The 25,708-nt window shown below is 55.7% G+C and carries 33 protein-coding genes and 1 other RNA gene; 16 read left to right on the forward strand and 18 right to left on the reverse strand.

Going from position 1 to position 25,708, the window contains the following annotated elements:
* Nucleotide 1 precedes the first annotated feature (1 nt).
* Both L1065_RS06030 and nudC read right to left on the reverse strand, forming a co-directional pair.
* Nucleotides 2-469: an SRPBCC family protein gene (locus tag L1065_RS06030; RefSeq protein ID WP_237094574.1), complete on the reverse strand. Its 468-nt coding sequence runs from the start codon at nucleotides 467-469 to the stop codon at nucleotides 2-4.
* Nucleotides 470-508: 39 nt separating this feature from the next.
* A complete protein-coding gene (gene nudC, locus L1065_RS06035; RefSeq protein WP_237094575.1) occupies nucleotides 509-1,480 on the reverse strand; it encodes an NAD(+) diphosphatase in 972 nt (323 codons plus the stop codon).
* A 161-nt stretch (nucleotides 1,481-1,641) separates the two neighbouring features.
* Between nudC and L1065_RS06040 the strand changes: the two genes are divergently transcribed.
* From L1065_RS06040 to L1065_RS06080, 9 genes are all read left to right on the forward strand, one after another.
* Nucleotides 1,642-3,387, forward strand: coding sequence for a bifunctional UDP-sugar hydrolase/5'-nucleotidase (locus tag L1065_RS06040; protein ID WP_237094576.1), 1,746 nt, complete (start codon nucleotides 1,642-1,644; stop codon nucleotides 3,385-3,387).
* 36 nt (nucleotides 3,388-3,423) lie between these two features.
* A complete protein-coding gene (locus tag L1065_RS06045; protein WP_237094577.1) occupies nucleotides 3,424-3,768 on the forward strand; it encodes a hypothetical protein in 345 nt (114 codons plus the stop codon).
* 40 nt (nucleotides 3,769-3,808) lie between these two features.
* Nucleotides 3,809-3,907, forward strand: an RNA gene (gene ffs, locus L1065_RS06050) — signal recognition particle sRNA small type.
* Nucleotides 3,908-3,973: 66 nt separating this feature from the next.
* Complete coding sequence (locus L1065_RS06055; protein WP_370641147.1) at nucleotides 3,974-5,731, forward strand: DNA polymerase III subunit gamma/tau; 1,758 nt, start codon at nucleotides 3,974-3,976, stop codon at nucleotides 5,729-5,731.
* A complete protein-coding gene (locus L1065_RS06060; protein ID WP_237094579.1) occupies nucleotides 5,707-6,126 on the forward strand; it encodes a hypothetical protein in 420 nt (139 codons plus the stop codon). The genes L1065_RS06055 and L1065_RS06060 overlap by 25 nt, the downstream gene beginning before the upstream one ends.
* A gap of 3 nt (nucleotides 6,127-6,129) precedes the next feature.
* Nucleotides 6,130-6,474: a YbaB/EbfC family nucleoid-associated protein gene (locus tag L1065_RS06065; protein ID WP_237094580.1), complete on the forward strand. Its 345-nt coding sequence runs from the start codon at nucleotides 6,130-6,132 to the stop codon at nucleotides 6,472-6,474.
* A 91-nt stretch (nucleotides 6,475-6,565) separates the two neighbouring features.
* Entirely contained in the window at nucleotides 6,566-7,159 is a 594-nt protein-coding gene (recR, locus tag L1065_RS06070; RefSeq protein ID WP_237094581.1) for a recombination mediator RecR, read from the forward strand.
* A 149-nt stretch (nucleotides 7,160-7,308) separates the two neighbouring features.
* Nucleotides 7,309-8,979: a hypothetical protein gene (locus L1065_RS06075; protein WP_237094582.1), complete on the forward strand. Its 1,671-nt coding sequence runs from the start codon at nucleotides 7,309-7,311 to the stop codon at nucleotides 8,977-8,979.
* A gap of 52 nt (nucleotides 8,980-9,031) precedes the next feature.
* Complete coding sequence (locus L1065_RS06080) at nucleotides 9,032-9,874, forward strand: hypothetical protein (protein ID WP_237094583.1); 843 nt, start codon at nucleotides 9,032-9,034, stop codon at nucleotides 9,872-9,874.
* A gap of 55 nt (nucleotides 9,875-9,929) precedes the next feature.
* Here the strand turns inward: L1065_RS06080 and L1065_RS06085 are convergent, their stop codons facing one another.
* Nucleotides 9,930-10,676, reverse strand: a complete 747-nt coding sequence (locus L1065_RS06085) for a DUF1013 domain-containing protein (protein ID WP_237094584.1) — start codon at nucleotides 10,674-10,676, stop codon at nucleotides 9,930-9,932.
* 132 nt (nucleotides 10,677-10,808) lie between these two features.
* Between L1065_RS06085 and L1065_RS06090 the strand changes: the two genes are divergently transcribed.
* The gene (locus L1065_RS06090; protein ID WP_237094585.1) at nucleotides 10,809-11,441 is read left to right on the forward strand and encodes a ribonuclease T2; all 633 of its coding nucleotides are present in this window, start codon (nucleotides 10,809-10,811) and stop codon (nucleotides 11,439-11,441) included.
* 163 nt (nucleotides 11,442-11,604) lie between these two features.
* Here the strand turns inward: L1065_RS06090 and L1065_RS06095 are convergent, their stop codons facing one another.
* Nucleotides 11,605-12,132: a hypothetical protein gene (locus L1065_RS06095; RefSeq protein ID WP_237094586.1), complete on the reverse strand. Its 528-nt coding sequence runs from the start codon at nucleotides 12,130-12,132 to the stop codon at nucleotides 11,605-11,607.
* A 299-nt stretch (nucleotides 12,133-12,431) separates the two neighbouring features.
* Entirely contained in the window at nucleotides 12,432-13,403 is a 972-nt protein-coding gene (locus L1065_RS06100) for an NAD(P)H-quinone oxidoreductase (RefSeq protein WP_237094587.1), read from the reverse strand.
* Between the two features lie 70 nt (nucleotides 13,404-13,473).
* Here L1065_RS06100 and L1065_RS06105 point away from each other — a divergent pair, with 70 nt between their 5' ends.
* On the forward strand, nucleotides 13,474-13,818 hold the full coding sequence (locus tag L1065_RS06105) for a hypothetical protein (protein ID WP_237094588.1): 345 nt from the start codon (nucleotides 13,474-13,476) through the stop codon (nucleotides 13,816-13,818).
* On the opposite strand, the gene L1065_RS06110 is transcribed toward L1065_RS06105, so the two are convergent.
* The gene (locus L1065_RS06110) at nucleotides 13,815-14,513 is read right to left on the reverse strand and encodes a COQ9 family protein (protein WP_237094589.1); all 699 of its coding nucleotides are present in this window, start codon (nucleotides 14,511-14,513) and stop codon (nucleotides 13,815-13,817) included. The genes L1065_RS06105 and L1065_RS06110 overlap by 4 nt on opposite strands.
* A gap of 108 nt (nucleotides 14,514-14,621) precedes the next feature.
* On the opposite strand from L1065_RS06110, the gene rpsU reads away from it, so the two are divergent.
* Nucleotides 14,622-14,828, forward strand: coding sequence for a 30S ribosomal protein S21 (rpsU, locus tag L1065_RS06115; RefSeq protein WP_007118112.1), 207 nt, complete (start codon nucleotides 14,622-14,624; stop codon nucleotides 14,826-14,828).
* A 66-nt stretch (nucleotides 14,829-14,894) separates the two neighbouring features.
* Here the strand turns inward: rpsU and L1065_RS06120 are convergent, their stop codons facing one another.
* Entirely contained in the window at nucleotides 14,895-15,353 is a 459-nt protein-coding gene (locus L1065_RS06120) for an Lrp/AsnC family transcriptional regulator (RefSeq protein WP_237095169.1), read from the reverse strand.
* Nucleotides 15,354-15,473: 120 nt separating this feature from the next.
* Nucleotides 15,474-15,899, reverse strand: a complete 426-nt coding sequence (gene mscL / locus L1065_RS06125; RefSeq protein WP_237095170.1) for a large conductance mechanosensitive channel protein MscL — start codon at nucleotides 15,897-15,899, stop codon at nucleotides 15,474-15,476.
* A gap of 138 nt (nucleotides 15,900-16,037) precedes the next feature.
* On the opposite strand from mscL, the gene L1065_RS06130 reads away from it, so the two are divergent.
* Nucleotides 16,038-16,730, forward strand: coding sequence for a glutathione S-transferase family protein (locus L1065_RS06130; protein WP_237094590.1), 693 nt, complete (start codon nucleotides 16,038-16,040; stop codon nucleotides 16,728-16,730).
* A gap of 3 nt (nucleotides 16,731-16,733) precedes the next feature.
* On the opposite strand, the gene L1065_RS06135 is transcribed toward L1065_RS06130, so the two are convergent.
* The 6 genes from L1065_RS06135 to pheS form a co-directional block, all read right to left on the reverse strand.
* The gene (locus tag L1065_RS06135; protein WP_237094591.1) at nucleotides 16,734-17,183 is read right to left on the reverse strand and encodes a YtoQ family protein; all 450 of its coding nucleotides are present in this window, start codon (nucleotides 17,181-17,183) and stop codon (nucleotides 16,734-16,736) included.
* Nucleotides 17,184-17,280: 97 nt separating this feature from the next.
* Nucleotides 17,281-18,135, reverse strand: coding sequence for a calcium-binding protein (locus L1065_RS06140; protein WP_237094592.1), 855 nt, complete (start codon nucleotides 18,133-18,135; stop codon nucleotides 17,281-17,283).
* Between the two features lie 42 nt (nucleotides 18,136-18,177).
* Nucleotides 18,178-18,924: a calcium-binding protein gene (locus L1065_RS06145; protein WP_237094593.1), complete on the reverse strand. Its 747-nt coding sequence runs from the start codon at nucleotides 18,922-18,924 to the stop codon at nucleotides 18,178-18,180.
* 185 nt (nucleotides 18,925-19,109) lie between these two features.
* Nucleotides 19,110-21,503 (reverse strand): phenylalanine--tRNA ligase subunit beta, encoded by a 2,394-nt coding sequence (pheT, locus tag L1065_RS06150; protein ID WP_237094594.1) that lies wholly within the window; start codon nucleotides 21,501-21,503, stop codon nucleotides 19,110-19,112.
* A complete protein-coding gene (locus L1065_RS06155) occupies nucleotides 21,500-21,709 on the reverse strand; it encodes a phenylalanyl-tRNA synthetase subunit beta (RefSeq protein ID WP_237094595.1) in 210 nt (69 codons plus the stop codon). Before L1065_RS06155 ends, pheT begins: the two co-directional genes overlap by 4 nt.
* On the reverse strand, nucleotides 21,709-22,782 hold the full coding sequence (gene pheS / locus L1065_RS06160) for a phenylalanine--tRNA ligase subunit alpha (RefSeq protein WP_237094596.1): 1,074 nt from the start codon (nucleotides 22,780-22,782) through the stop codon (nucleotides 21,709-21,711). The genes L1065_RS06155 and pheS overlap by 1 nt, the downstream gene beginning before the upstream one ends.
* Before the next feature lie 188 nt (nucleotides 22,783-22,970).
* On the opposite strand from pheS, the gene L1065_RS06165 reads away from it, so the two are divergent.
* From L1065_RS06165 to L1065_RS06175, 3 genes are read left to right on the forward strand one after another with little or no spacing between them, the layout of a single operon-like run.
* A complete protein-coding gene (locus L1065_RS06165) occupies nucleotides 22,971-23,153 on the forward strand; it encodes a hypothetical protein (protein ID WP_237094597.1) in 183 nt (60 codons plus the stop codon).
* Nucleotides 23,154-23,203: 50 nt separating this feature from the next.
* The gene (locus tag L1065_RS06170; RefSeq protein WP_237094598.1) at nucleotides 23,204-23,950 is read left to right on the forward strand and encodes an OmpA family protein; all 747 of its coding nucleotides are present in this window, start codon (nucleotides 23,204-23,206) and stop codon (nucleotides 23,948-23,950) included.
* Entirely contained in the window at nucleotides 23,950-24,243 is a 294-nt protein-coding gene (locus L1065_RS06175; RefSeq protein ID WP_237094599.1) for a hypothetical protein, read from the forward strand. The genes L1065_RS06170 and L1065_RS06175 overlap by 1 nt, the downstream gene beginning before the upstream one ends.
* Here the strand turns inward: L1065_RS06175 and L1065_RS06180 are convergent.
* The 4 genes from L1065_RS06180 to L1065_RS06195 form a co-directional block, all read right to left on the reverse strand.
* Nucleotides 24,216-24,629: a BLUF domain-containing protein gene (locus L1065_RS06180; protein ID WP_237094600.1), complete on the reverse strand. Its 414-nt coding sequence runs from the start codon at nucleotides 24,627-24,629 to the stop codon at nucleotides 24,216-24,218. The genes L1065_RS06175 and L1065_RS06180 overlap by 28 nt on opposite strands.
* Before the next feature lie 159 nt (nucleotides 24,630-24,788).
* Complete coding sequence (gene rplT, locus L1065_RS06185; RefSeq protein ID WP_237094601.1) at nucleotides 24,789-25,151, reverse strand: 50S ribosomal protein L20; 363 nt, start codon at nucleotides 25,149-25,151, stop codon at nucleotides 24,789-24,791.
* Nucleotides 25,152-25,165: 14 nt separating this feature from the next.
* Nucleotides 25,166-25,366, reverse strand: coding sequence for a 50S ribosomal protein L35 (gene rpmI / locus L1065_RS06190; protein WP_237094602.1), 201 nt, complete (start codon nucleotides 25,364-25,366; stop codon nucleotides 25,166-25,168).
* Nucleotides 25,367-25,477: 111 nt separating this feature from the next.
* A complete protein-coding gene (locus L1065_RS06195) occupies nucleotides 25,478-25,702 on the reverse strand; it encodes a hypothetical protein (protein ID WP_237094603.1) in 225 nt (74 codons plus the stop codon).
* Nucleotides 25,703-25,708: the final 6 nt, after the last annotated feature.

A 25,708-nucleotide genomic window follows, 5' to 3' on the forward strand; every position in this document is an offset into this window, starting at 1 on the left:
TTCAGCCAACCGCCTTAAAATCGTCCTCGATGCTCTCTGCAAAGGCACCCATCCGCTTGCGCAGTTTGCGATTTATGCGTCGCTTGGCCAGCTTGAGCGACTGAATAACCAGTTTGGCACGCAACGATTTAGACACCATTTTGATATCCAGCGTCAGCCGTGTGCGCGATGGCGACAACGCCACCAGATCAAGCGTGACCACAGCCACCAGCCCCTTGATCCGTGTTCGGTATACCACCGATGTCGGATGATCCAGCTGCGCCACTTTTACAGTCATGCGCCGTTCGGCCCCGCGCAGCATGAACGACACTTCCCATTTCGCACCATCGCCAGACGCAGCCCCCTGTTCGACACGGCGCACCTTTGCACCGCGCCGCAACACACCGCGTTCAAACGCATCAAAGTTTGTGACGCGTGCAAAAACATACTCAATAGGCGCTGAGATATCTTCGACGACAGAAATTTTCATAAGCCTGCTCGCTTGTTTTTTTGATAGCTAACTTTGCCGTTAATCCAACGTGTCGGCAAGCCAGTTATGCAAAAGAAAATGCGCAATCGCGCCTTCGCGGGCAGGATTGATCAAAGGGTGGTTGCCTTCAAAAACCTGCGCCATCTCTTCGCGCGTGACCCAAACCGCATCCTCGATCTCGCTTGGATCAATGGTGATCTGCGATGTGGTCGCCTGCCCCCATGCCCCAAACATCAACGATGCGGGAAACGGCCACGGCTGTGATGCCAGATAGCGTACAGGGCCGACGCGCACGCCTGCTTCTTCGAAAACTTCGCGGCGCACCGCAGCTTCCAGCGTTTCACCAGGCTCCACAAATCCGGCCAAAAGCGAATACATCTTGTCCGGCCACCCGGGCGAGCGGCCAACCAGAACCGAATTTCCATGGGTGATCAGCATAATGACAACTGGGTCCGTGCGCGGAAAATGATGCCGCCCGCAGTCAGGGCAGTTTCGTTGCCACCCTGCCTGCGCCATCTGGCTGGCCGCACCGCAATTGGCACAAAACCCGTGAATGCGGTGCCACTCCAATATACCGCGCGCCGTTGCCGCCAATTCGGCATCACGCGGCGACAGGTGCGTCATGATCCCCCGCAATTCGCAAAACGCCCAATGGTCTGGCACGTCAGGTGGCGTTTGTTGGGTCGGGTCAAGGAACTGATTAAGCTGGCTGTCATCCAGGTCGTCGGGCACCCAGTGGGACACATCGACGGCAAAAAGCGGCCCGCGGTCTTCGTCTTGGCCCAAAAACACGGCCTGTTCGGCCCCTTTGGCAAGCGTTTGCGCCACCAAAGGATGTGTTGCGGACACCAATCCAAGGGCCGCATCCGCGATCAACGGTTTGCCGCGCCACATCATCAAAACCTGCGCGGGGCCTTGAATATCACGTGCCAAGCGCTGTGCATCACCACGCCGTTCCGCATGACGCTCAAGGCGCGAGCCTCCGAAGGTAACTGTTTCTGCATGTCTCACGACGCGCGCCGCCTCACTTGTTTGCTGTGCCTGCGTCGCATACCCAACATCCCCAAGTTTGGCGAGGGACTTTTGAATACAACCTATGGTTGACAAGCCCATCAGCCGCACCAATGATGCGCCCATCACGGGGAATTTCAGAAAGGCCGTTCGGACCTGCAATGCCCAAAGTGCACCTATCCCTTTTTGTCACCACCGATGTCCACGGGCGTATCGTGCCAGAGCCAGAGCAAACCCGCGTGGGCAGCCTGTCTTTGCTCGCATCGGCTTTGGCAGACCTCAGACAGCATGTGCCAAACGTCATCGCACTGGATAACGGTGATACGCTGCAAGGCTCTGCCGTTTCGGATTGGGCTGCAGCGGTTCAGCCCGCATTGGTAAATCCCGTGATCCAGACCTTCAATGTGATGGGCTATGATGCCGGCACACTTGGCAATCATGAATTTGACTTTGGCACTGCGTTTCTTGGTGCCGCGATCAAGGATGCGCAATTTCCCTTTGTCTGCGCAAACATTGTCAGCACAGACCCGCATCTTTCAAAAGTGCAGCCCTTTGTTTTGATCGAACGCAAAATGACAGACACCCAAGGCGCCCCCCGCATCGTAAAAATAGGGGTCACGGGATGCATCACGCAGGCCACACAACACTGGGCGCGCAAGGATCTGGGCACGCACACCCAGATCACCGATTGCGTCGCTGCCACGCGCCATGCCCTTGCTGCACTTGACCAGATGGGGGCGGATGTCACCATTTGCCTTGCCCATATGGGAATGGCTGAAAAGGGGGCAACAGCCGATACCGCCATGAATGAAAACAGGGCCGATGAACTTGCAGAGTTGTCAAATCTCGATGTTCTGATCACAGGCCACACGCATATGTCGTTTGCGACGCGCAATGCCACAAAGCCTGTGATCGTCTCGCCCGGATCAAAGGCCCAGGCCTATGGTCGCGTCGATCTCGAACTGGACGGGACAGGCGCAACCGTCAGCGATGCCCGCATCATCCCCTGCCCCCCCGCGCCACAAGATACCGCCATCACAGATCTGGCAGCGCCCTACCTTCAAGGTGTCAGCGCGTGGCAATCGCAACGGCTTGGGTCCACGGACGTGCCACTGAGCACCGATTTTGCCCTGCTGTTCCCAAGCACCGCGTTACAGCTGATCGCCGATGCAAAACTTGCATGGGCCAACACCCAGAACATCCCGCGCGATCAGCCCGTTCTGGCGCAGGCGGCTGCCTTGCGGTTTGGCCTGATGCGGCGGCGCGAAAGCTACACCCATATTCCCAAAGGGCCCATCACACGGGCTGATCTGCTTCACCTTTATCCCTTCCAAAACGATATCGCGCTTGTCACGATCACGGGCGCGCAACTGCATCAACTTCTTCTTAACAGCGCACAATGCTTTGCCCAATGCAGCCCCGCCCAAGATGGACCACAATGGATTATGCAAAGCGGCGTCGCGCCCTATCGATCCGATGTTATCTTTGGCATCGATTACCGCGTGGACATCACCAAAGCCACCGATGACCCCGCCCGCATTACGCCCATCCTTCATAACGGCACCGCCATCACAGCCGATATGCGCTTCACCCTTGCGACCAGCGAATTTGCGATGAACGACAGGATGCCTGCCATCGGTGGCCCCTTGGATATTCTCCGCATAGGCGCGGCCCCGTCGCTGCGCGACGTGCTGACAGATCACCTTGAACAGGCAAGCCCCGTCACGCCGCGCCCCACCCATGCAGGATGCCCCATCGGTGCGCCAGGCCAGACAATCGCCTTTTATGCCCCCGATCGCGCCCCGCCCGAAATCGATGGGCTTCAACGTATCGCCCCCCACCCGACCGAACCGGATATGGCGCGCTTTGATTATACATTCCCCCGTGACGCCCCACCCGTGTCGTGATTAACCTGCGCCCAAACAAGCAGACAGGCACATCACATGAAACTTATCCGCACTTTTATTCTTCTTGCCGTCATCGCAGGCGGTCTTGGCTATCTGACAAAACCAAGCGAAGCCGATGTCGACGCCAAGATCAGCGAAACCATCGCACAGGCAATCGCAAGCGGCGATGTCGATGCAGCCCGGGACCCCGCTCTGGCCCTTGTGCTTCTGACCTGCAAAAGCAATCAATCCACCTGTGCCCAAATCCTCAAAAGCGGCATTGAAACACGTGTCGATGATCGCCTTGTCTATACATCTGTCGATGTTCAGGGCTTTGGCCACCGCGCCACATGCTATGGCGCTTTCACGCAGTTTTTCTGCCCCGGTGGCTTGCAGAAATAGGATTCTTGCGAATCTGACGCGCCGCCCCTATATCAAGCGGCGAGAGGTTGGCGCGGGCAAGTGCCTCGCCAACCTGGTCAGGACCGGAAGGTAGCAGCCACAACGAGCCCCACTTGGGTCGATGTCCAACCTCTCACCCACGCATCTTCGCCGCGCACAGAAGATCGCGCCAGCGTCCCGCACAACCGTCATTCCCCTGTGGACCTTGCCCGCCCCGCGCCCTAGTCTGCATCCGTTCACGCAAGAGGCCGCAATGACCGATCAACCCGCCTATCAGGTGCTTGCCCGCAAATACCGCCCCGAAACCTTTGCCGATCTCGTCGGCCAAGAGGCGATGGTGCGCACCCTGAAAAATGCGTTTGAAGCGGATCGCATCGCACAGGCCTTCATGATGACGGGCATCCGAGGGACGGGCAAAACCACCACCGCCCGCATCATTGCCAAAGGCATGAACTGCATTGGCCCCGACGGCGATGGCCAGCCCACAACCGAACCCTGCGGCACCTGCGAACATTGCACCGCCATCATGGAAGGGCGTCATGTCGACGTGATGGAAATGGACGCCGCCAGCCGCACCGGGGTTGGTGACATCCGCGAGATTATCGAAAGCGTGGCCTACCGCGCCGCCTCTGCACGCTACAAAATCTATATCATCGACGAGGTGCACATGCTGTCCACCTCTGCCTTCAACGCGCTTCTTAAAACGCTGGAAGAACCGCCCGCGCACGTCAAATTCATCTTTGCGACGACCGAGATTCGCAAGGTGCCTGTTACTGTGCTGTCGCGCTGCCAACGCTTTGATCTGCGCCGCATCGAACCCGAAGACCAGATTGCCCTGCTTCGCAAAATCGCCACCGCAGAAGGTGCAGAAATCAGCGATGATGCGTTGGCCCTCATCACGCGCGCCGCCGAAGGATCGGCCCGTGATGCCACCTCGCTTCTGGATCAGGCGATCAGCCACGGCGCAGGAGAGACCAGCGCCGATCAGGTCCGGGCTATGCTTGGGCTGGCCGACCGTGGCCGCGTGCTGGACCTGTATGACATGATCCTCAAAGGTGATGCGGCAGGCGCGCTGACAGAACTGTCTGCGCAATACGCCGACGGCGCCGATCCGATGGCGGTGCTGCGCGATCTGGCCGAAATCACACATTGGACCAGCGTGGTGAAAATCACGCCCGATGCCGCCGACGATCCAACCATCAGCCCCGATGAACGCGCCCGCGGCCAATCCATGGCCGCCGCGATCCCCATGCGCGTGTTGACCCGTATGTGGCAAATGCTGCTGAAAGCTATCGAAGAAGTCAGCAACGCACCCAACGCCATGATGGCCGCTGAAATGGCCGTGATCCGCCTGACCCATGTGGCCGATCTGCCCGCGCCTGACGATCTGGTGCGCAAGCTCAAAGACACCACACCGCCGCCCGCGCCTGCCCCCACGACCCCGCCATCAACTGGCGGCGGTGGTCCCGTTGCCTCTGCGGCCACCCCCTCTGGCACCGTCACTGCGCTGGCCACCGATCAGGGGCTGGCCCATTACCCGACCTTTGATAGCGTTGTCGCCCTGATCCGCGCGCACCGCGACGTCAAGCTGCTGGTCGATGTGGAAACAGGCGTGCGCCTGATCAACTATCAACCGGGGCGCATCACCTTTGCGCCCACCCCGTCGGCCCCTGCGGACCTTGCCCAAAAACTCGGAAGCCGCCTGCAGGCATGGACAGGCAACCGTTGGGCCATCAGCGTCGAAGCCGACGGCGGGGACGCCACCATCGACGAAAAGCGGCACGCCGAAGAAAATGCGCTCAAAGCAGAAGCCCGCGCCCATCCAATGGTCGCAGCCGTTTTCGAATTGTTCCCGGATGCAAAAATTACCGAAGTCAAAACGAAACAAGAGCTGACAAACGAAGTGGCCGTCGAAGCCCTTGCCGAAGTGGAGGACGAATGGGATCCCTTCGAAGAGGACTGATCATTGCCGCCCTTGCCATCCCGACACCCGTTTGGGCCGAGGTCTGCGACAAGGAACGCCCCGATTGGAACGGCACGCCCGTCACCGCATGGGGCGAATTTCTCTATCTGCTGACAACACCCCTGACCATGCTGCTGCTCTGCGCCACGGCGCTTGCGTTTCGGCTGGCACGCAAATGGCTGACCGTCGCTGTTGCGGTGGGGTGGACTGCCTACACCTGCCTTCTGGCCTTCAACGTGCCGACCGATGCAACCAGCATCAGTGCCGCCGCCCTACGCGAAGGCTGCGTCGGATCGCCCGCCCTCTTCATTGCCTTCGCTTGTGCCCTTACATTGGCACTGGTGTTTTATGTTTCACGCGGTGCAGATGCGCCGCCCCAACCCCCAAAGGAATAATTCATGCTCAAAGGTCTCGGTGGACTTGGCGATATGGCCAAGATGATGAAAAGCGCTCAGGAAATGCAGGCAAAGGTCACACAACTGCAAGAAGACCTCGCCGCCATGACGGTCACAGGCGAAAGCGGTGCAGGGCTGGTTAAAGCAACCGCCACCGCCAAAGGCGAACTCACAGCGCTCGACATCGACCCAAGCATCTTCAACGGCGATGACAAAGAAGTGGTCGAAGACCTGATCCTTGCTGCCATCAAAGACGCCCAGATCAAAGCATCCGAAAAATCCCAAAGCGAGATGCAAAAGCTGACCGAAGGCATGGGGCTTCCAGCAGATATGAAGCTCCCGTTTTAAGGGAGCTTCATGTCTGACGGTGGGACAGAATGGGTTTTGGAACAAAACCCGTGGAGTCCCACACCCCCGAAAACCTAGGCGCTGCAACACCATGGCCAACCAACAATCCGACCTCGAAACGCTGATCGACATGATGGCCAAGCTGCCAGGGCTTGGGCCACGGTCCGCGCGGCGTGCTGTGCTGCATATGATCAAGAAAAAGTCGCTGCTGCTGATGCCCCTTGCAGATGCCCTACAGCAAGTGGCCGCGACGGCCCGCGAGTGTCTGAACTGCGGCAACATCGGCACCACCGACGTCTGCGCCATCTGCGAAAGCGAAAAACGGCGCAACGGTCAGATTTGCGTGGTTGAGGACGTGGCCGATCTGTGGGCGATGGAACGCGCTCGCGTGTTCAAAGGGCGCTACCATGTGCTTGGCGGCACGCTATCGGCCCTTGATGCCATCGGCCCCGATGAATTGCGCATCCCCAAGCTGATCCAACGTATCGCATCCGAAGACGTCACCGAGGTGATCCTCGCCCTAGGTGCGACCATCGACGGGCAAACCACGGCGCATTACATCGCCGATCAGCTGCCCCAGATCACCGTCACATCCCTTGCCCAAGGGGTGCCCATCGGCGGAGAGCTGGACTATCTCGACGACGGCACAATCACCGCCGCCCTGAACGCGCGCAAGTCGTTCTGAACGCAAAGAAAAACCCCCGAAAACTGTCGGCGAGAGGGCATAAAAAGACACACTAAGGTGCAGCCTTACGCGCCACCTGCCATGTATTGCATCAGCATAGTGTAAGATGCATGGTGGTCTTGTATTTTTGGCATTAGAAAACTTGAATTATGAATATCGCAGTTTGGGAAGCAGACAAGACGAATTTGATGCGGGATATGTCCCAGTCAATGCAAGGCATGGTCGACCACGGACTAATGGAAACTCCGCTTTATCAAGCGATGGATGGCCACAGGCGCGCTATCAGCGCTGCCGATGCTGGAGAGCCTGTTGAAGCGCTCAGATCCGGCGCCGAAAGCTACATGCAGCAGGCAGACGAAGCCGTCTATCAAAGCCAACGACAACAAAGCATGGTCGACCCAGAAAACGGCTCCGCGCTCATCGAATGTAACCCAGGTGGACCATGTTGCATCAACACAGTAACTTTGGGGTGCTCTCATGGAACGGGCCGCCTGACCCTGCCCGTGGAAGGCGAACAGGAAGCGAAGCTAACGCTTATCTGTGATAAATCTTCCAGTCCTATGGATACGCTCACTGTCGATACCACACGGATCACGCCGCCCTGCCCTTGTGGTATGCCCAGCCAACGCCCGGACATCCTACTTAAGCGTCAAGGACGCAGCCAGACCTTCAGCTCGGACGCCTTTAGCCACGACATCACTTACGAAAGTCGCGGCGGCACCGACGGCAGTGACCTTCTGAAATTCGCGCGCGCCACAAAAATGGCGCTCTACTCAAACCTAGATGATGTTGGACAATCCCACCGCCTAGAATACCGCAACTGCGTGTTTACGACCATGTTCGATGCAGAAATCATCGCTTTTCCCAAACTGTCCTGGGAAGCCAAGAATTTTGGGTATCGTTTCAGCGGCAAACTGGGCGCGAACGGATTTCGCGCCAAATATCTGTTTGGTGGAACACTCGAAGGCAAATATGGAAGCTCCGCTTTTGAGATCAAAGGTGGCGTTGATGCAGCCCCGTCCAAAGAGGATCTTGAGAGCAGCGGTCAGGACGACTCAGCAGGTGAAGCGGAGGAATCCAGCGGAGGCTTTGTCGAGGCGATCAAAAATCTTGTGGTCCGCACAAAAGCCAATGACGGACCTCCAAGCGCCAATCAGACAAGCATCGAAATCAGCCACGCTGTCGACTTGGCAAACAGCAAATTTGAACTGAAAGAACACCCTACTGATCCTGCAAAGGTCGGTGTCGAAGCATCTGTGGAAATGGCGTTCGACCCGCTTTTTGGCGTCGAAATAACCATTGATCTTTTGGAGTTGATCATTCGCATGGCGCCAGCCGGGCTAAGCACGGCAGCCCTCGAACTACGCGATCGTCTCGCAAAAGGGTTTGGATCTTCTACATCTCAGGCCGCAGGGAATGTTTCAATCGGCCTGAACCTCGTTGGAAAGGCAGAAATTGGCGGTGGCGTGACACTGACACGCGCTGTCGCAGCTACAGAATGGCAGGGAACGGGCGAAGCTGTAGGCAGCGTTGGCCTATCCATTGAAGGCGCGATCCAGGGTGAATTGCGCTATTATTTTGTCACAGGATCGATGTCCGCTTCGGGAACTGGCAGCACATCTATCGATGCGTCTATCAAAACCCTTTCAGGTGGCGAAGAAAAGCTCCACACAAAGGTGGAGTGGAAGGGCATTAGGTTTACTTACCGCGTGCAAGGGACGCTGGAAATCGGTGATCATGTGGACATGTCTGGAGGTTCGGGCTCAAATGAACCAGTATTACTCGTTGGTGGATCTATCCTATATGAAAAACGTTCTTAGTCGCTTCATTCTACTCCTTTCATTCATCACTATTTTCGCGGGAGGTGCCGCCATGGCCGAGAACGCAAATGTTGCTCAGACACAATTCCAAATCGAACTCCAACTGCAAAACACGACAATAGATGTCGAGGTGAATGGTAAATCCATTTTCGGGGTGAACAATCCGATCGTTAATATAGGTGGCGCTGCATTCCCTTTGCCCATCAACCCGCACATACATAACGGTGAAAACACGGTCACCATCACCTACAGTCCCAGTGAGGGCGCAGGAGAAGACTCCTCTTCCTTCCGTGCGCGCTTTGAGCACGTGGAAAAGAACACATTTCCGCCGCTGTTCGCAGACCGCCTGACGGCCGCAGACATCTCGGTGCCTGGCCCCGCGGAATTGCCATTTTCGTATGCACCCGGCGACATGGCTTTCCTGACAGGCAGCACCGCCCCCGAATTTACCGACGGGCAAATAACCTTTACGCTTACAGCACGGTCAGACCGCCCTGATGCGCTCTGGTTCAATGGTCAGACACTTCAACCCGACTCAGAGACAGCGTCTGCCGTTTTGACCCAATTTCAAAACGCTTATGGCGCTATTGAACGCGGCCGCGAGGCCGTTCTGGACACACTCGGGCCGCATCTGGCCTACCAAGGTGGCTCAATCGGGCTCACCGCAGAGCAAGTGGCCGATACACATTTTGCAATCTACATTGACGCCGCACGAGGGTTTGTGCGTCAGCCTTTTGACCCAAGCCAGTCCGAACTGGTTATCACGGGCAACGGTCGTCTCGCCACATTACACCCGTCGCCCATCACCTTCATCAATGATGACACCCAACAGATGGCCACCGTACGCTTGTTCTACTGGAAAGACGAAAACGGCGCCTGGCAGGTGATGCACTAAAAAGGCCCCCGCAAAGCAATCGCAGCAGGGGCCATCCGATCATAAGACAACCAAGTTATTTGTCGTCATCATCCTCGTCACTGCTGTCAGGCAGATTAAAGAACGTATCCGCATCTGGCACAGGCTCTTCTTTCTCAGGCTCGGGCGCATCGCCAAGGGTGAACTGCTCAAGCCCCGCAATCGCAGCAGGGATCTTGGGCTCTTCCCCACCAAGGCTCTGCTCGGTGCTCACCAGTTTGCGGCGCTCATCATCCGACATCACACTGCCGTCTTTGGCTTTCTTGGCGTTGGCCTTTTGCACGGCCGCATCCAGCTCGGACTGTTTGCACAGGCCCAAAGCCACAGGATCAATCGGCTGGATGTTGTTGATATTCCAATGCGTGCGCTCACGGATCGCCTGAATGGTCGGCTTGGTCGTGCCGATCAACTTGCCGATCTGCCCGTCTGACAACTCTGGGTGAAACTTCACCAACCAGTAGATCGACGCAGGACGGTCCTGACGCTTGGACAACGGCGTATAGCGCGGACCACGGCGTTTTTCCTCGCCCTGTGCCGCCTGATAGAACTTCAGCTTCAACACATGCGCGGGGTTCTTTTCAGCCGCATCAATTTCCTCTTGGGTCAGCTGGTTGTTGGCAACAGGATCAAACCCTTTGACACCCGTGGCCACATCACCATCCGCAATGCCCTGCACTTCCAATTCATGCAGCCCGCAGAAATCCGCGATTTGCTTGAACGTCATCGTCGTGTTGTCGCACAGCCAAACGGCGGTGGCTTTGGCCATAATCGGTTTACCGGACATCGCGTGCCTCCTTCATCAAAACATATCTCTCCCGCGACCTTAAAACGGTCAGCCCTTGATCGGACGGGTTCACATTGTCGGGGAACTTGGAAGCTATATAAGGAAGGTCATCAGAATTGGGAAGATCAAAAAATGCGCTGGCTTTTCGCCCTCATACTCTCTGCTCAAATGGCCCACGCCGATGGCGAACGCGCAGGCGCGTTTGACTACTATGTTCTGGCCCTGTCATGGTCACCCACATGGTGCGCTTTGGAAGGCGACGCGCGCAAATCCCCCCAATGCGACGATGATGCCGATTTCGGATGGGTGCTGCACGGTCTGTGGCCGCAATATTGGGAAGGCTGGCCCGCCTATTGCCGCACATCCCTGCGCCCCGCCACCCGCAGCCAGACGCGCGCGATGGCCGATATCATGGGCACCTCTGGCAGCGCATGGCACCAATGGAAAAAACATGGCACCTGCGCAGGTGTGCCCGCCGCCGACTACTTCGATCTGGCGCGCAATGCCTATGAAAGCATCACGCGCCCGCAAGTCTTTCGCAAACTGCCCCGCACGGTCGCGGTCCCCGCGCAGGTGATCGAGGAGGCGTTCCTCAAAGCCAACCCCACCCTGACCCGTGACCAGATCACCATCACCTGCAAACGCAACCGCATCCAGGAGGCCCGCATCTGCCTGAGCCGCGATGACCTGACCCCCGTCACATGCGGCCGCGATGTGATCCGCGATTGTAGCCTTGATGATGCGTTGATGGATCCGATCCGATAGCCCGCTTCCTGACAGCGCCACTGGCCCTCCAAATCATCCCGCTTCTGCTGCGCGGTCTTTAGGGTTTGGCTTTGTGATGTGATGCCGTAACCCGACAAAACGGGTGTGTCTGGACCAACGGAAATCCGCTCTGCGGCCATTCACAGTGGCTTGCATTTTCACTTTACTTGTGTGGCAAGCCTATCTCGACCAGTCGTCTAAATTTCTGCTCGGCCACCCTCATACTAGGTTCCAAAATTAAGGTCAGAGCCACCCACCGATCAGGCAGGCTCAGCTTTATGCTGCTCCCTGGATACTCACTATCGTAAATCAACTTGATGCACAGCTCGTCAAAATCATAGGATCTGCGGTAAGGTTTCCCCCATGGCAGATCAAAGTCACAGGTGACCATTCTGCGATCGGCATCGATTTTGGTAACATGGTTTGGGGATAGCAGCGCAGTATATAAGCTGGCAATCGCCACAATAATCGGAAGGACAACAACGCAAAAGAAGAACACGAGATAAACTGCGAAATCGACAAAGCGTGTCAAATCTCCTGCGAATATGGACGAGACAAGTTCGCGGGCTTCATGGCCAAACACACCCGCAACGTGCGTTAAGACAATCCCGACAAATGCAAAGAACGCGGCCCCCGCTATTTTTATCATTCTATGTGAAAGTTTTAATTCATCGCTGTATTCAATCGACATGGCGCACCAAGGACATTCATTTTTTCACATATACACATGTTTTTGGGGCGATTTTTGGGCGCATTCTCGGTTTAGGTGATCAGCTGTGTTGCGCTGCAACATCCGCCACTTTGCGCCTCGCCCCCATTCGCTGCGTCCCTTCCAAATCCCCCGCATCCCACCACCGTGCGGTGGTGTTGCGCGGGTGGTGATGTTTCGCTTTGCCCAAAGGTTTGCCAGGGGTGTTGCGTAAATCGCAAATGGCCGAACGTCTGACGCATTGCCATACCCCCAGCAGACGCTAGGCCATACATGCGGTTTTAGCCGATTCGCAGGACGATTTTGCCGATATGCGCACTGCTCTCCATCCGCGCATGGGCCTTGGCTGCATCAGCCAGATCAAAGGTGCTGTCCATCACAACCCGCATCCGCCCTGCGTCCAGTAAGGGCCAGATTTCATTACGTAATTTCTGTGCGATCTGCGCCTTGGCCTCGTCACTTTGGGGCCGCAACGTGCTGCCTGTAATGGTCAATCGGCGCATCATGACATGGGCAAAGTTGATCTCTTGGATCGGGCCTTGCAGAAAAGCGATCTGCACCAACCGCCCGTCATCGGCTAACGCTTTGATATTACGGGAAATATAATCTCCGCCGACCATATCAAGGATCAGGTTCGCGCGGCCCACGTCCTTCATCACGCTGACAAAATCTTCACTGCGGTAATTGATGGCCCGCTCCGCCCCAAGCCCTTGGCAAACCTCACATTTTTCGTCCGTGCCAGCCGTCGTGAACACCCGCGCGCCCAACACATTGGCCATCTGAATAGCTGTTGTGCCAATCCCGCTTGATCCGCCATGCACCAAGAACCGCTCCCCCGCCGTCAGCCCCCCCCGCGTCACGATATTTGAATAGACGGTGAAATAGTTTTCAGGCAAGCAAGCCGCCTGATCCAGCGGCATATCTTGAGGGATCGGAAGGCAATGCACCGCAGGGGTCGCTACATATTGTGCATAGCCGCCGCCGGGCAATAGGGCGCAGACCTGATCACCCACACGCGGCCATGTCACCCCTTCGCCCACCTGCACCACCTCGCCCGCACCTTCCAGGCCAGGCAAATCACTGGCAAATTTCGGCGGATGATAAAGCCCCGCGCGCTGCAAAGCATCGGGCCTGTTGACCCCCGCAAAAGCCAGTTTGATCACCACTTCACCGTGCGCCGCCTCGGGCTTTGGCCGTTCACATAGTTTTAAGACCTCTGGTGTACCATGTTCGGTGATTTCTACGGCTTTCATTGCTCGGGTCCTTCTCGGCGCTAGGTCTTTCGCCAACAGACTAAATGCCCAGCCTCCAAAAGGACAGATGATGATCGCAGCTGCTTTGATACTGAACTTGGTGATTTTGCTTCCTGTCATCACCTCGTTCTTCACGGGCAACGCCGACGCAGCGTTTGGCCCCGACACGGATGCACGCCGCATTTTGGTCAGTATCTACATCGCTATTGCAGCATGCAGCGCAGGGTTGCTTGTTGCGCTGTTTCAGGGCGCCAGTTGGATCATACCTGCCGCGCTCAGCCTCTTTGCGGTGCAAATCACCTACAAGGTTTTGACCATAGGTTTGGTCGGGTTGGCCAGCCCGGTTGTTATGACAAACCTGATTGTCGTGGTTGTGCAGCTGGCGGTTATTTTCACCGTAATCGCAAGGGCTTAGCCGCGCGTCCAGCGACCCGGCAAATCATCAGGGGCGCGCATCGCACTTGGAGCTTTGATCTTGCTCAGGATCATGTTTGGCCCTGCCATCAATTTGGACAGCACGGGGTTACCGTTGACCTTGGCTTTGACCTTTTCGATCTGCATCACGTTCTCGATGCGGCGATCGATGAACTCCCATGTGGCTTGGTTATCCAAGCTATCATCGCCCAGCCAATACAGAACCGTGCTGGAATAAACGCCCGACAGGGTGGCGCGTTTCGTGTACCAATTCACATCCTCGGATGTGTCGCCCAGCGTGGTCCAAATAGCATCACATGTGCCCCAAATCAGCTTGGCCCCATCGGCGGCCAAATGGGGCAATGCAAAGAGCGTAGTGCCACGGCGCACGGCCTCTTTATCAGCAATCGCTTCAATCCGCGCGCGCACCGCAAAAGCCACTTTGTCGCGGAATTTCATGTCGCTTAAATCAGCCGCCTTGATTGCCTCAACCATCGCAGCATCGCCTGCTTTGTGAAACGCGATGGCCAGATCAACCGCCCCACGCGGACAGGCCGTGCGTGCCACATGCGGCTCAACCCCAGAATCAGCAATCGCCGCTTTGAACGTTTCTTCCGACCAGCCATCAAAGGCCACATGCATCAAAGCAGCGTCCAAAAGCTGTGTTTTTACGGGGTCTTGCGCAGGCGTGGTCATCGTGGCTCTCCTATATGGGCGAATACTAGACATGTAGCGCGATGATTGCTATACGGCCACTTCCTGCAAATCCTTGCAACTTCAAACTAGAAAGGTGGTGAAAACCACATGCAGGTTAGTGTTCGCGACAACAACGTCGATCAGGCGCTTCGTGCCCTGAAGAAAAAGCTACAGCGTGAAGGTGTCTTCCGTGAAATGAAGCTAAAGCAGCATTTCGAGAAGCCGTCCGAGAAAAAAGCACGCGAGAAAGCTGAAGCGATCCGCCGTGCCCGTAAACTGGCGCGCAAAAAAGCACAGCGCGAAGGTATGATGTAAATCATTCCGACGACTGTCAGAAATTAGGCCCCCGTTTGATCCGTCAGGCGGGGGTTTTCTTTTGGGTCAGACGGGCAAAGCCGTTGTCTTGAAAACAGTGCGCAATGCGAAACTGGACTGCATCGTCTGCACCCCGGGCAAGCGCGCCAGATACCTTCGGTGGATGGCCGCAAAGTCATCTGTATCGCTGGCGACAACCTTCAAAAGGTAATCCGCCGTGCCCGCCATCAGATGGCATTCCAAAACATTCGGGATACGGCGCACAGCTTTTTCAAAGTTTTCCAACACATCATCAGCTTGGCCCGACAGCGTGATCTCGACAAACACGGTCGTCGGCAAATCAATCTTGCGTGGATCAACCATGGCGACGTAATTGCTGATAAAGCCATCCTCTTCCAACCGCTGCACCCGGCGGTGACACGATGATGGCGAAAGATGCACCGCATCAGACAGCTCGGCGTTCGACATCCGCCCTTTGGACTGTAACGCCTTAAGAATACGCCTATCGATATCGTCTAGGTCCATGTCTGTCATTGCCTTCTTGCACCAGAACTCAGGCCCGAACAGTCGCGCATTTTCGACAAGGCGGCCAGCAAAAAGGCCCACCAAACTGGCGGGCCTTTTCTTTGGATGATTTGGATAGGCTTACTTTTTCAATGCAGCCAGAATGTCAGCCAACAGCTCTTCCTGAGTTGGACCAGCTGGCTCTTCCGGAGCGGCCTCTTCTTCCTCTTTTTCACCGGCCTCTTTGGCGCGGTTCACCGCTTTGACCAGCAAGAACACCACAAAGGCAATAATCAGGAAGTTGATGATCGCCATGATGAAACGACCGTAAGCAAAGACCGCGGCCCCTGCTTCTTCTGCAGCTGCCATGGAGGCAAACTCGCCTTCGCCAAGCAGCACATAGAGGCTACTAAAATCGATACCGCCCATGAACAGGCTGATAATCGGATTGATCAGATCGGCCACAAGGCTACCCACAATCGCCGTGAATGCGGCACCAATGATGATACCCACGGCCATGTCCATAACATTGCCCTTGGCAATGAAGTCTTTGAATTCTTGAATCATTTCGCGTTCCCTCTTTAAACCTAAGCGCTCTTTGGCGCGTATGCGCACACTGTTAACGCTGATAAAGAACAAATCTATAGCTATTTTTACAAAGCAACGCCCCATATGTGTTGAGCAGACACATTCAGAGGACATTTCATGACACAGCACCCCATTTCGCAAAAGTGGCCGTCGAAAGACCCAAGCGTTTTGCAGCTTTATTCGTTCCCCACACCAAACGGTGTGAAGGTCTCCATCGCCCTCGAAGAAATGGGGATCCCATACGAGGCACACACAGTCACCCTGTCAGACGCAGACGTCAAAAGCCCCGAATTTCTGGCGTTGAACCCCAACAACAAGATCCCCGCGATCATTGATCCCAATGGACCCGATGGCGAAGTAAGCCTGTTTGAAAGCGGTGCAATCCTGATTTATCTGGCCGAGAAGTCAGGCAAATTCATCGGTAAGACCGCGGCCGAGAAAGCCACGGTTATCCAGTGGCTGATGTTCCAGATGGGTGGCCTTGGTCCGATGTTTGGCCAGATGGGGTTCTTCATCAAATTTGCGGGCTCGGAATGGGAAGACAAGCGCCCGCAGCAAAGATACGTGGACGAAGCCAAGCGCCTTTTGAACGTGCTGAACGGTGAACTGAGCGAGCGCGACTGGATCGCCGGTGACTATTCGATCGCGGATATGGCAATCGGTCCGTGGCTTAACGCCCTGAACTTCTATGGTGCCAAGGACGCGGTCGATTGGGACAGCTACCCCAATGTCGCCGCTTATCTTGATCGGTTCATGGCACGGCCTGCCGTCAAGAAAGGGCTGACCGTCCCACCGCGCACGCCTGTCTAGGGCTTAGGAGGGCAAGACACCGTCTTGCACATAGCGCAGAATTTCAGCGACCTGCTGCGGCGTCTGCACCACTGCAAGCGCCGCGGCATCCACCTCTTTCAAGGCGTGCTGATGTTCGTCTTGGTGCATCACAATAAGCGATTTACCCAACGCTGCAGCCATGCCCGCATCAAAGGCCGCGTTCCACTGTTTGTATTTTTCACCAAAGCGAACCACCACAATATCTGCGTTCTCAATACCGTGACGCGTACGGATCGCGTTTAACTTGGCACCTTTGTTATCGTGCCAGAACTTTTGATCCTCGGGTCCCATGATCGCCACACCGCAATCATCGCTTGCCGCGTGATCCGTAACAGGTGCGCTGAACGAAACATTTAGGTCTTTACAGGCTTCAAGTATTTGATCACGCCAATCGGTGTGAATTTCGCCTGAAAGATAGATGTTGAGTGTCATGTTGGTCTCCTCGTCCCGGGCCAATAGAGGTAGCGCGGGTCACTGCACAAAAAAGGGCCGCTCGTCATGCGAACGGCCCCTGAAAACAAAAGTGGCTTTAAACTGCTTCGAAGACTGGTCCACCTTCAAAGAAGAAATCCAACAGTTCACCAAAGCCAACGTTTGCAAGCGTGATGGTGTCACCTGTTGCCAGCTCCAGTGTCGTGAATCCGTCGTTTTCAAAGATGTTCTCGATCAGGCCTGATGGGCCTTCAAAATCTGGCGGGAATGGACCGTCAAAGCCTGGAGGGAACGGGAAGTCATCACCGGGGAACACAGGGATCGGGATCAAGCCGCCATTGAAATAGTCAAACAAGGCCTGCATGCCGTCTTCGCCATCCAGCGTGAATGTATCCTCACCCAGATTGAAGTCTTGAATCAGAACGTCGGACTGTTTCGCTTTATCCAGCTGAACAAACTCGAATGTATCGGCGCCCAAGCCACCGCGCACTTCATGGTCAGCGCCTTTTTTGGTGCGGATAACGATTGTATCGTCGCCGACACCGCCGTCGACAAAGCTGGCCTGATCACCTGTGCTGATCCAGTCGTTGCCAGCACCACCGTCGATGGTGTTGTTGCCTTTGACGCCAAAAATAATGTCATCGCCCGTGCCACCAAAGATCAGATCATCGCCTTTGCCGCCGTTGATGCGGTCATTGCCTTGGCCACCTGACAGCGTGTCATCACCGTTGCCGCCACGCAAGAAATCATCGCCATTCTGACCGTTCAGATTGTCGTCGCCGCCCTGACCAACAAGGATATCATCGTCATCCCCGCCAAGCATGAGATCGTCAGAATTGCTCCCCAAAAGGATGTCATCGCCGTCCAGACCATTCAGCGTGTAACCGCCCGCAATGTTCAGATCGCCGCCAAGAATGTCGTCTCCAAGAGATCCTGTTTCAATATTTGGCATCTTCGCCTCCTCAAAAAATACCCGAAAATCGGGCTTTCAAAATTAACCAAGAATCTCAGGAATGAAAGGCGGTTCTTCACCGTCAAACGCATAGTCACGCAACTCGGCCTCGGACACGCCAAGCAGTGTAACGCTATCGCCTGTGGTCAGCTCGATTGTTACGCTACCATCAATCTCGATGACCTCTTCGACAATGGTTTCTTCGCCAACGAACAGGCCATCGTCCAAGAAATAGGTGGCCAATTCAAACTTACCCGCAAGATCATCGAACCACATGGCATCTTCGGACGTGTCAAAATCGGTGATCGTCACGTCGGATTGCTTGGATTTTGCAAGCTGGATGAACTCGAAGTCATCTGCTCCTGCGCCGCCCGTAATAATGTGGTCTGCGCCTTTTTTGGTTCGGATCACAATGGTGTCGTCGCCGCTTCCGCCATCAACGGTGCTGGTCTGGTCGCCTGTGCTGATCCAGTCGTTCCCGCCGCCCGCGTTAATCGTGTTGTTGCCTTTTTGGCCAAAGATGATGTCATCACCGCCGGCCGCGAAAACCACATCATTGCCCTTACCCAGAAGGATCGTGTCGTTGCCCTGATTGCCGCGCAGCACATCATTGCCGTCTTCACCGCGCAACGTATCATCGCCGGTACCACCTTTCAGCACATCACGGTCACTGCTTCCGATCAGAAGGTCATCGCCATCAAGGCCTTCCAGAACTACTGTTTGTGTCGTCTCCGCGAAATCCGCGTCCAACAGATCGTCACCGATCGTTCCAGTCAATGTAACAGGCATCACTTGTCCCCTTTAATGTCCCATGCAGCTTGGCAGCGCTGCTCACATTTAAGGTTAACAAAGTGCTGTCACAGTGTCGCCTGATTCCTGCCACATTTCGAAAACCGGGGGCGATTGCTTTGCATGTGGAAACAAAAGGCCCCACCCCTCGCAAAAGGGGCGGGGCTGAAAACAATTACTCAGGTTTAGCCGCGTAGTGTGCCACCTGTCGCTTTGCTCACTTTCTCAACCACTTTGGCCGCAACGGCTTCGATATCCTTTTCGGTCAATGTCGCATCGACGGGTTGCAGACGGACTGCGATGGCAAGGCTCTTCTTACCCTCGCCAAGGCTGCCGCCAATGAATTCGTCGAAAACGCGCACGTCCGAGATCAGCGCTTTGTCTGCGCCTGCCGCCGCGTTCACCAACGTCAGTGCCTCGACCTCGGCATCCACGACAAAGGCAAAGTCGCGTTCGACCGCTTGCAAATCAGTGGCTTTCAAAGCAGCGCGCGTTGCGGACGATTTGCGCGGCATCGGGATCTCTTGCGGGAAAAGCGTAAAGGCCATCGCAGGCCCTTTGATATCCATGGCGGTCAGAACCTTGGGGTGCAGCTCACCAAAGACGCCCAGAACTTTCTTGGGGCCAAGACAAATCATGCCGTGACGCCCCGGGTGCCACCATTCAGACGCCCCACGCAGGATTTGCACCTTTGCAGGTGCGCCCATCGCGGCCAGCACAGCCTCAGCATCGGCTTTCACGTCATATACATCGACGGGACGCATCTCGCCGTGCACATCCTTGGGCCCTGTACGACCGACCAACAAACCACAAATCTGATCGTGCTGTTCGCCTGGTTCGCCGCCGTGCCACGCAGGGCCAGCCTCGAAGAGACGTACATCCGCAAATCCGCGCGCTTGGTTGCGTGCAGCGGCCTGCAAAAGTCCGGGCAGCAAAGCAGGGCGCATATGGCTCATGTCGCTGCTGATCGGGTTGGCCAGCATCGTCGCATTGGTGCCGCCACCGAACATCGCAGCCGATTTCTGATCAATAAAGCTGTAGGTCACCGCCTCGTTATACCCAAGGGCCGCGGTGGTGCGACGCGCGGCGGACATACGCTTTTGCATCGGGGTCAGCACGGGCTTGGGCACACCAGCGACCCGTGGCAGCGGTTTACCTTGTAGCTTGGTCAGCGATGCGATCCGTGCGACCTCTTCGACCAGATCAGCCTCGCCCATGACATCGGGGCGCCATGACGGCACATGCGCCATATCGCCTTTTAGCGTGAAGCCCAAATCGGTCAGCGTCTTACGTTGCACATCAGCGGGGATTTCCATCCCAACAAGCGAGACAACGCGGTCCGTATCCAGTTTATAGGCGCGGGACGTATCAGGCACTTCGCCCGCTTGGATGACCTGTGACGCCTCACCACCTGCATGATCGACGATCATGCGCACGGCATGTTCCAACCCTTTAGGCGTAAACGCAGGATCAACGCCGCGCTCGAACCGGTAGCGCGCATCGGAATTGATCTTGAGCGCACGACCCGCATAAGCGATCTGCACAGGGTTCCAATAGGCGCTTTCGACAAAGACGTTCACGGTCTCTTCGGTGCAGCCTGTGTCCAAGCCACCCATAATGCCGGCGATGCTTTCTGGGCCTTTGTCATCGGAAATAACCATCTGGCCCGTCTGAAGCGTGTAGGTTTTGTCGTCCAGCGCAAGGATTTCTTCGCCACCTTTTGCGCGATGCACACGTAGGTTACCCTGCACTTTATCCGCATCAAAAACGTGCAAGGGGCGGTTCAGGTCATAGGTAAACCAGTTGGTTACATCGACGAGGAAACTGATGGGGCGCAGGCCAATCGCCTTAAGCTGATCTTGGAGCCACTGCGGCGACGGACCGTTCTTCACGCCTTTAATCAGGCGGCCACAAAATACAGGGCAGCCATCACGCGTATCCGCGTCAATGCTCACCGTCAGATCAGACGTAAAGCTGGCAGGCACCGCATCCATATCACGGGCCTTCAACGTGCCAAGACCACGTGCCGCCAGATCCCGCGCCACACCGCGCACGCCAAGCGCATCGGGGCGGTTCGGCGTAATTGCGATTTCAATGACGGGGTCTACTTTGGCTGGATCATGTTCGGCCAGATAATCGGCAAAGCTCTGACCCACTTCGCCGCTTGGCAACTCGATGATGCCATCATGTTCGTCCGACAGTTCCATCTCGCGCTCGGACGCCATCATACCGAAGGACTCAATCCCGCGGATTTTGCCAACGCCAATCGTTGTGTCGATTCCTGGCACATAAACACCCGGCTTGGCGACCACGACGGTGATCCCTTCGCGTGCGTTGGGCGCGCCGCAAATGATCTGCACTTCGCCCTCATCGGTTTGCACCTGACAGACCCGCAGTTTGTCCGCATCGGGATGTTTTTCAGCCGAGTTCACATAGCCGATGGTGAACGGGCGCAGCTTTTCGATAGGGTTTTCGATCCCTTCGACCTCAAGCCCAAGATCCGTCAGCGCATCCGCGATTTCATCAACAGAGGCGTCGGTTTCGAGGTGTGATTTGAGCCAGGATAGTGTGAATTTCATTGGTCAGTTTCCTGATTTTTCGCGGTGATGGTGTCGAGCCACTTGTCCACGAGAAAGATGGGCGCAAGGATGATGGTCCATCCCGTTGCGTTAATGATGGTGAAGGCCAGCTTGGCATTAAACGCGATGTCCGAGCGCCACAAAAACACGTGGGCAATCACGATAAGCGTGACGAGCACGCCGACTATGAGGGTCCGCCCGCGCATCAGCGCGACAGCCCCCCCGCCAAGTTCGGTTGTTCCAGCGATGCAAACCCGTAGTGGCGCAACCAGCGCAGGTCTGAATCGAAGAACGCGCGCAGATCGGGGATGCCGTATTTCAGCATGGCGATCCGGTCGATACCGACGCCGAATGCGAAGCCTTGGTAGACGTCAGGGTCGATGCCGCCCGCCGCGATGACCTTGGGGTGGACCATGCCGCTGCCCAGAATTTCCAGCCAGTCGTCGCCCTCGCCCACTTTGAGCGTGCCGCCTTCCCATGAACAGCGGATGTCGACTTCTGCCGATGGTTCGGTGAACGGGAAGTGCGAGGCGCGGAAACGCAGTTCAACATCATCGACTTCAAAGAACGCTTTGACGAATTCTTCGAGAACCCATTTCAGATTGGCCATCGAGATGTCTTTGTCCAGCGCCAGCCCTTCGACTTGGTGGAACATCGGGGTGTGGGTCTGGTCATAGTCCGCGCGGTACACACGACCGGGACAGATCACGCGGATGGGCGCGCCATTGGCTTCCATCGAACGGATTTGCACAGGGCTGGTGTGCGTGCGCAGAACATGCGGCGGGCGGTCGTCGCCTTTCGCGCGGTGTGTGTAAAACGTGTCCATTTCAGCGCGTGCAGGGTGGTGGCCAGGAATGTTCAACGCGTCGAAATTATACCAGTCACTTTCGATCTGCGGGCCTTCGGCTACTGAAAACCCCATGTCCGCAAAAATCGCTGTCACCTCATCGGTAACCTGACTGATCGGGTGGATGGTGCCCGCGGGGCGCTGGCGCGACGGCAGTGTAACGTCCAGCCATTCGGTACGCAGGCGTTCATCCAACGCAGCATCTGCCAGCGCCTCTTTCTTGGCGGCCAAGGCGCTGTTGATCTCGTTTTTCAGGGCATTCAGCTTGGGGCCAGCCGCTTGGCGTTCCTCGGGGGTCATCTTACCCAATTCACGCATTTGCAAACTGATCTCGCCCTTCTTGCCCACGGCTTGAACCCGTAAATCCTCAAGAGCCGCCTCATCACCCGCATTGGCAATAAGACCCAGATATTTTTCACGTAGATCGGTCATAAAAGCACCCAAAGTTTTGCCCAGTCGGACTACCACAGGGGTCGTTGAGTGCAAGGCTTCCGCAAAACAGGATTATGTTGCGGCTACGGTTGACCCGACGACAATATATGGCATGCTTGTCCACATATGGTAGGTTTGCCAGAGATCCAGTTGGGGGAATTAGGTTGAAGATATTGTATTCACATCGTTTGAAATCAGTCCTCACGCACACGGTTAAAGAACTGGGTTTGCAACTCACAATCGATGACTCCAATACCGATTTTTCGATCATTGAAAATCAAGCCATGTTGCTGGAAACAGCCACGCTCATGCGCATTCAGGTGAAGATCGTTGAACAAGGTCGCAATGCGACAGCGACATTTTTTCAATAGGACTTTTAGCTATGAAGTTTTCTAAAAAGCAACAAAAGCAAATAGTTAGAATGCGGCGGAGTGGGATTGATTTCGCCAGCGCGTCCAACCACACCGCTACGCTGCGCCCCAAAGGCAGGGCCAAAACCGCTGGTTTGATAGGCCTGACAGTTTGCCTTCTGGGGGGCGTTGCGCTTGGCGGCGCGCTGTACATGCAGCCGCGGGCTGTGGTCGAAGCGCAAGGCCTGGATCGTGCGACATTTGAGGCAAGCGTGGCAACAGTTGCGCAGCTTCAATCGATCCAGCAGCCGACTGCGGAAAACAGAATCGCAACGGATGTTACCCGTGCCGCAGCGACCCCATTGGATTTGACAACGCAGGCACAAGGTGTCGCGCCTGAAAATACGTCCAATGACAAATGCGAAAGCGACCTGTTAAAGCAAGCAGCCGCAGCGACGGTTTTCTTTGATGTCGGTGTTGTTGGCATTCCAGAGCCCGAGAAACTGGAAAAAGGCCAAGCCCTGATTGAGCAAGCAAAGGACTGCCCGTTCACGCGCATAGAATTGCGCGGTCACTCTGATAGCACTGGTCCGCAAGACGTGAACGATCAACTTTCGTGGCAACGCGTCAACAGCGTTCGCAAAGGTCTGGAAGCATTGGGCGTCAATACGACGGACGTGGTTTTCACGGGCATGGGCGCGAAACTTGCCAAAACAAGCGCCACCACCACCAACATTGAAGAACACGCGCGAGACCGCCGAGTAGAATTTCTGATCGTACGGACGCTGGAAACACAATCCCCCACAGGAGAGCAGTAATGGGTGTCGTTGAAAACTACGGAGTTTTGATGCTGATTGTCTTTGGCGCCATTCTGGCAGCAACTATGGTCGGCTTTTTCCTGGGCCGGCAACACGCGACCCGAAATCATATAGATCAATCAAGTTTCTATGAGCGTGAATTTTCGCGTTTGCGTCGCCGTATGATGACAGCAAAAGACCGTGAAGCCAAATTGAAGACTGAAATTCAACGCACCCGCAGTCGGTATCGCCGGGCCAACGCAAAAGCTGGCCCGCGCGTTTCTGTTCAGCTCAATTCAGCCGCGAAATCCTGAAGAACGTCGAGCAAGCTATCGACGTTCACTGTTTCTGGGTTCACTTCATCCGTCGCAAAATAGCGCAGGAAAATCTCTCGCGATCGCCCTTCCAACCCTTCGTGTAGGCCCATCGACCACACAGGGAACATGCGCTCGCGAACATCCGTACATTCCATCAAGATAATATTGACGTGGCGGGTATCGCGCGCGATGCGGTGATAAATCGCGCTGACTTCCGCGCGACCACCTTCAAGAACTTGCAAGAAGTGGTCACCGTTGTAATGCAAAATACCTGTGAGGTTTTGGCGCGCATTATTGCGTTGGCATGTCTCGATAAGGTCTTGGACGTTCAATGTTTCAGATGGGTTTCGTTGGCTATAATAAACCAGTCGTGTGAGATTCATAACCCGAATCCTTTCTATTCATCTACATCTTGTATTAGATACTGCCACGACAGCTATATCAACCAGATGCTACGCCAAAGTCACGCCGTTCAGCCATGAAAAAAGCCGCGCTTCTTATTCAGAAGGCGGCCTTTCAATTCTTATCCGGGCATTTGACTTTTAAGCCAACGCCGCCTTCGCTTTTTCAACGATGGCTGTAAACGCGTCAGGCTCATTCACGGCAAGATCGGCCAGAACCTTACGGTCAACTTCAATGCCAGCCAGTGACAAGCCGTTGATGAACTTGCTGTATGTCAGCGCCTCATCGTTCATGCGCACGGCTGCGTTGATCCGCTGGATCCACAGTGCGCGGAACTGGCGCTTGCGGTTCTTACGGTCGCGTGTGGCGTATTGGTTTGCTTTGTCGACAGCTTGACGCGCTACCTTGAAGGTATTCTTGCGGCGGCCATAATAGCCTTTCGCTGCATCAGTGACTTTCTTGTGACGGGCGTGGGTAACGGTCCCACCTTTAACACGTGCCATTGGTCAGGACCTCCTTAGCGCGAATAGGGCATCATCGACTTGACGATTTTCTCGTCAGGTGCGGTGAGCGTTGTTGTGCCGCGTGCATTGCGGAGGAATTTGTTGGTGCGCTTGATCATGCCGTGGCGTTTGCCAGCTTGACCCGCTTTGACACGGCCCTTGGCCGTGACCTTGAACCGCTTTTTGCAGCTCGACTTGGTCTTCATCTTGGGCATTTCGGTCTCCTAGAAGTAGAGGTTCAGACGAATCTAGGCATGCCACTTGAGCCCAGTTCATCGGTTAGAGCGCGTCCTATAGGATGACCGCGCCATTGGTGCAAGAAGATTCTAGCGAATGATCTGCCCGACAACTGTGACAAACAACTCTGGAATTTCACCAAGCTCATATCCGCCGGGTTTGTTGGACGCCGCATAGGCCATAAGCCCCCCTGCGATAACCACCATAATCGCCGAAAACCGTGGTGTTCGGTTTTCGGAATAAGCCGAGATGATTGCGGGAACACACAAGATGGCCAAGACCAACCCAAAGATGAAATAATAATCCAGGCTCACCGCAAT

The sequence above is a fragment of the Nereida sp. MMG025 genome (assembly GCF_021654165.1).
Taxonomy (GTDB): Bacteria; Pseudomonadota; Alphaproteobacteria; order Rhodobacterales; family Rhodobacteraceae; genus Nereida.

Bases quoted from the DNA above. Each gene is read 5' to 3' on its own strand.
- L1065_RS06030 (WP_237094574.1), bottom strand. From the start codon at position 469: ATGAAAATTTCTGTCGTCGAAGATATCTCAGCGCCTATTGAGTATGTT.
- L1065_RS06040 (WP_237094576.1), top strand. From the start codon at position 1,642: ATGCCCAAAGTGCACCTATCCCTTTTTGTCACCACCGATGTCCACGGG.
- L1065_RS06045 (WP_237094577.1), top strand. From the start codon at position 3,424: ATGAAACTTATCCGCACTTTTATTCTTCTTGCCGTCATCGCAGGCGGT.
- L1065_RS06060 (WP_237094579.1), top strand. From the start codon at position 5,707: ATGGGATCCCTTCGAAGAGGACTGATCATTGCCGCCCTTGCCATCCCG.
- L1065_RS06065 (WP_237094580.1), top strand. From the start codon at position 6,130: ATGCTCAAAGGTCTCGGTGGACTTGGCGATATGGCCAAGATGATGAAA.
- recR (WP_237094581.1), top strand. From the start codon at position 6,566: ATGGCCAACCAACAATCCGACCTCGAAACGCTGATCGACATGATGGCC.
- L1065_RS06075 (WP_237094582.1), top strand. From the start codon at position 7,309: ATGAATATCGCAGTTTGGGAAGCAGACAAGACGAATTTGATGCGGGAT.
- L1065_RS06080 (WP_237094583.1), top strand. From the start codon at position 9,032: ATGGCCGAGAACGCAAATGTTGCTCAGACACAATTCCAAATCGAACTC.
- L1065_RS06085 (WP_237094584.1), bottom strand. From the start codon at position 10,676: ATGTCCGGTAAACCGATTATGGCCAAAGCCACCGCCGTTTGGCTGTGC.
- L1065_RS06090 (WP_237094585.1), top strand. From the start codon at position 10,809: ATGCGCTGGCTTTTCGCCCTCATACTCTCTGCTCAAATGGCCCACGCC.
- L1065_RS06095 (WP_237094586.1), bottom strand. From the start codon at position 12,132: ATGTCGATTGAATACAGCGATGAATTAAAACTTTCACATAGAATGATA.
- L1065_RS06100 (WP_237094587.1), bottom strand. From the start codon at position 13,403: ATGAAAGCCGTAGAAATCACCGAACATGGTACACCAGAGGTCTTAAAA.
- L1065_RS06105 (WP_237094588.1), top strand. From the start codon at position 13,474: ATGATCGCAGCTGCTTTGATACTGAACTTGGTGATTTTGCTTCCTGTC.
- L1065_RS06110 (WP_237094589.1), bottom strand. From the start codon at position 14,513: ATGACCACGCCTGCGCAAGACCCCGTAAAAACACAGCTTTTGGACGCT.
- rpsU (WP_007118112.1), top strand. From the start codon at position 14,622: ATGCAGGTTAGTGTTCGCGACAACAACGTCGATCAGGCGCTTCGTGCC.
- L1065_RS06120 (WP_237095169.1), bottom strand. From the start codon at position 15,353: ATGGACCTAGACGATATCGATAGGCGTATTCTTAAGGCGTTACAGTCC.
- mscL (WP_237095170.1), bottom strand. From the start codon at position 15,899: ATGATTCAAGAATTCAAAGACTTCATTGCCAAGGGCAATGTTATGGAC.
- L1065_RS06130 (WP_237094590.1), top strand. From the start codon at position 16,038: ATGACACAGCACCCCATTTCGCAAAAGTGGCCGTCGAAAGACCCAAGC.
- L1065_RS06135 (WP_237094591.1), bottom strand. From the start codon at position 17,183: ATGACACTCAACATCTATCTTTCAGGCGAAATTCACACCGATTGGCGT.
- L1065_RS06140 (WP_237094592.1), bottom strand. From the start codon at position 18,135: ATGCCAAATATTGAAACAGGATCTCTTGGAGACGACATTCTTGGCGGC.
- L1065_RS06145 (WP_237094593.1), bottom strand. From the start codon at position 18,924: ATGCCTGTTACATTGACTGGAACGATCGGTGACGATCTGTTGGACGCG.
- pheT (WP_237094594.1), bottom strand. From the start codon at position 21,503: ATGAAATTCACACTATCCTGGCTCAAATCACACCTCGAAACCGACGCC.
- L1065_RS06155 (WP_237094595.1), bottom strand. From the start codon at position 21,709: ATGCGCGGGCGGACCCTCATAGTCGGCGTGCTCGTCACGCTTATCGTG.
- pheS (WP_237094596.1), bottom strand. From the start codon at position 22,782: ATGACCGATCTACGTGAAAAATATCTGGGTCTTATTGCCAATGCGGGT.
- L1065_RS06170 (WP_237094598.1), top strand. From the start codon at position 23,204: ATGCGGCGGAGTGGGATTGATTTCGCCAGCGCGTCCAACCACACCGCT.
- L1065_RS06175 (WP_237094599.1), top strand. From the start codon at position 23,950: ATGGGTGTCGTTGAAAACTACGGAGTTTTGATGCTGATTGTCTTTGGC.
- L1065_RS06180 (WP_237094600.1), bottom strand. From the start codon at position 24,629: ATGAATCTCACACGACTGGTTTATTATAGCCAACGAAACCCATCTGAA.
- rplT (WP_237094601.1), bottom strand. From the start codon at position 25,151: ATGGCACGTGTTAAAGGTGGGACCGTTACCCACGCCCGTCACAAGAAA.
- rpmI (WP_237094602.1), bottom strand. From the start codon at position 25,366: ATGCCCAAGATGAAGACCAAGTCGAGCTGCAAAAAGCGGTTCAAGGTC.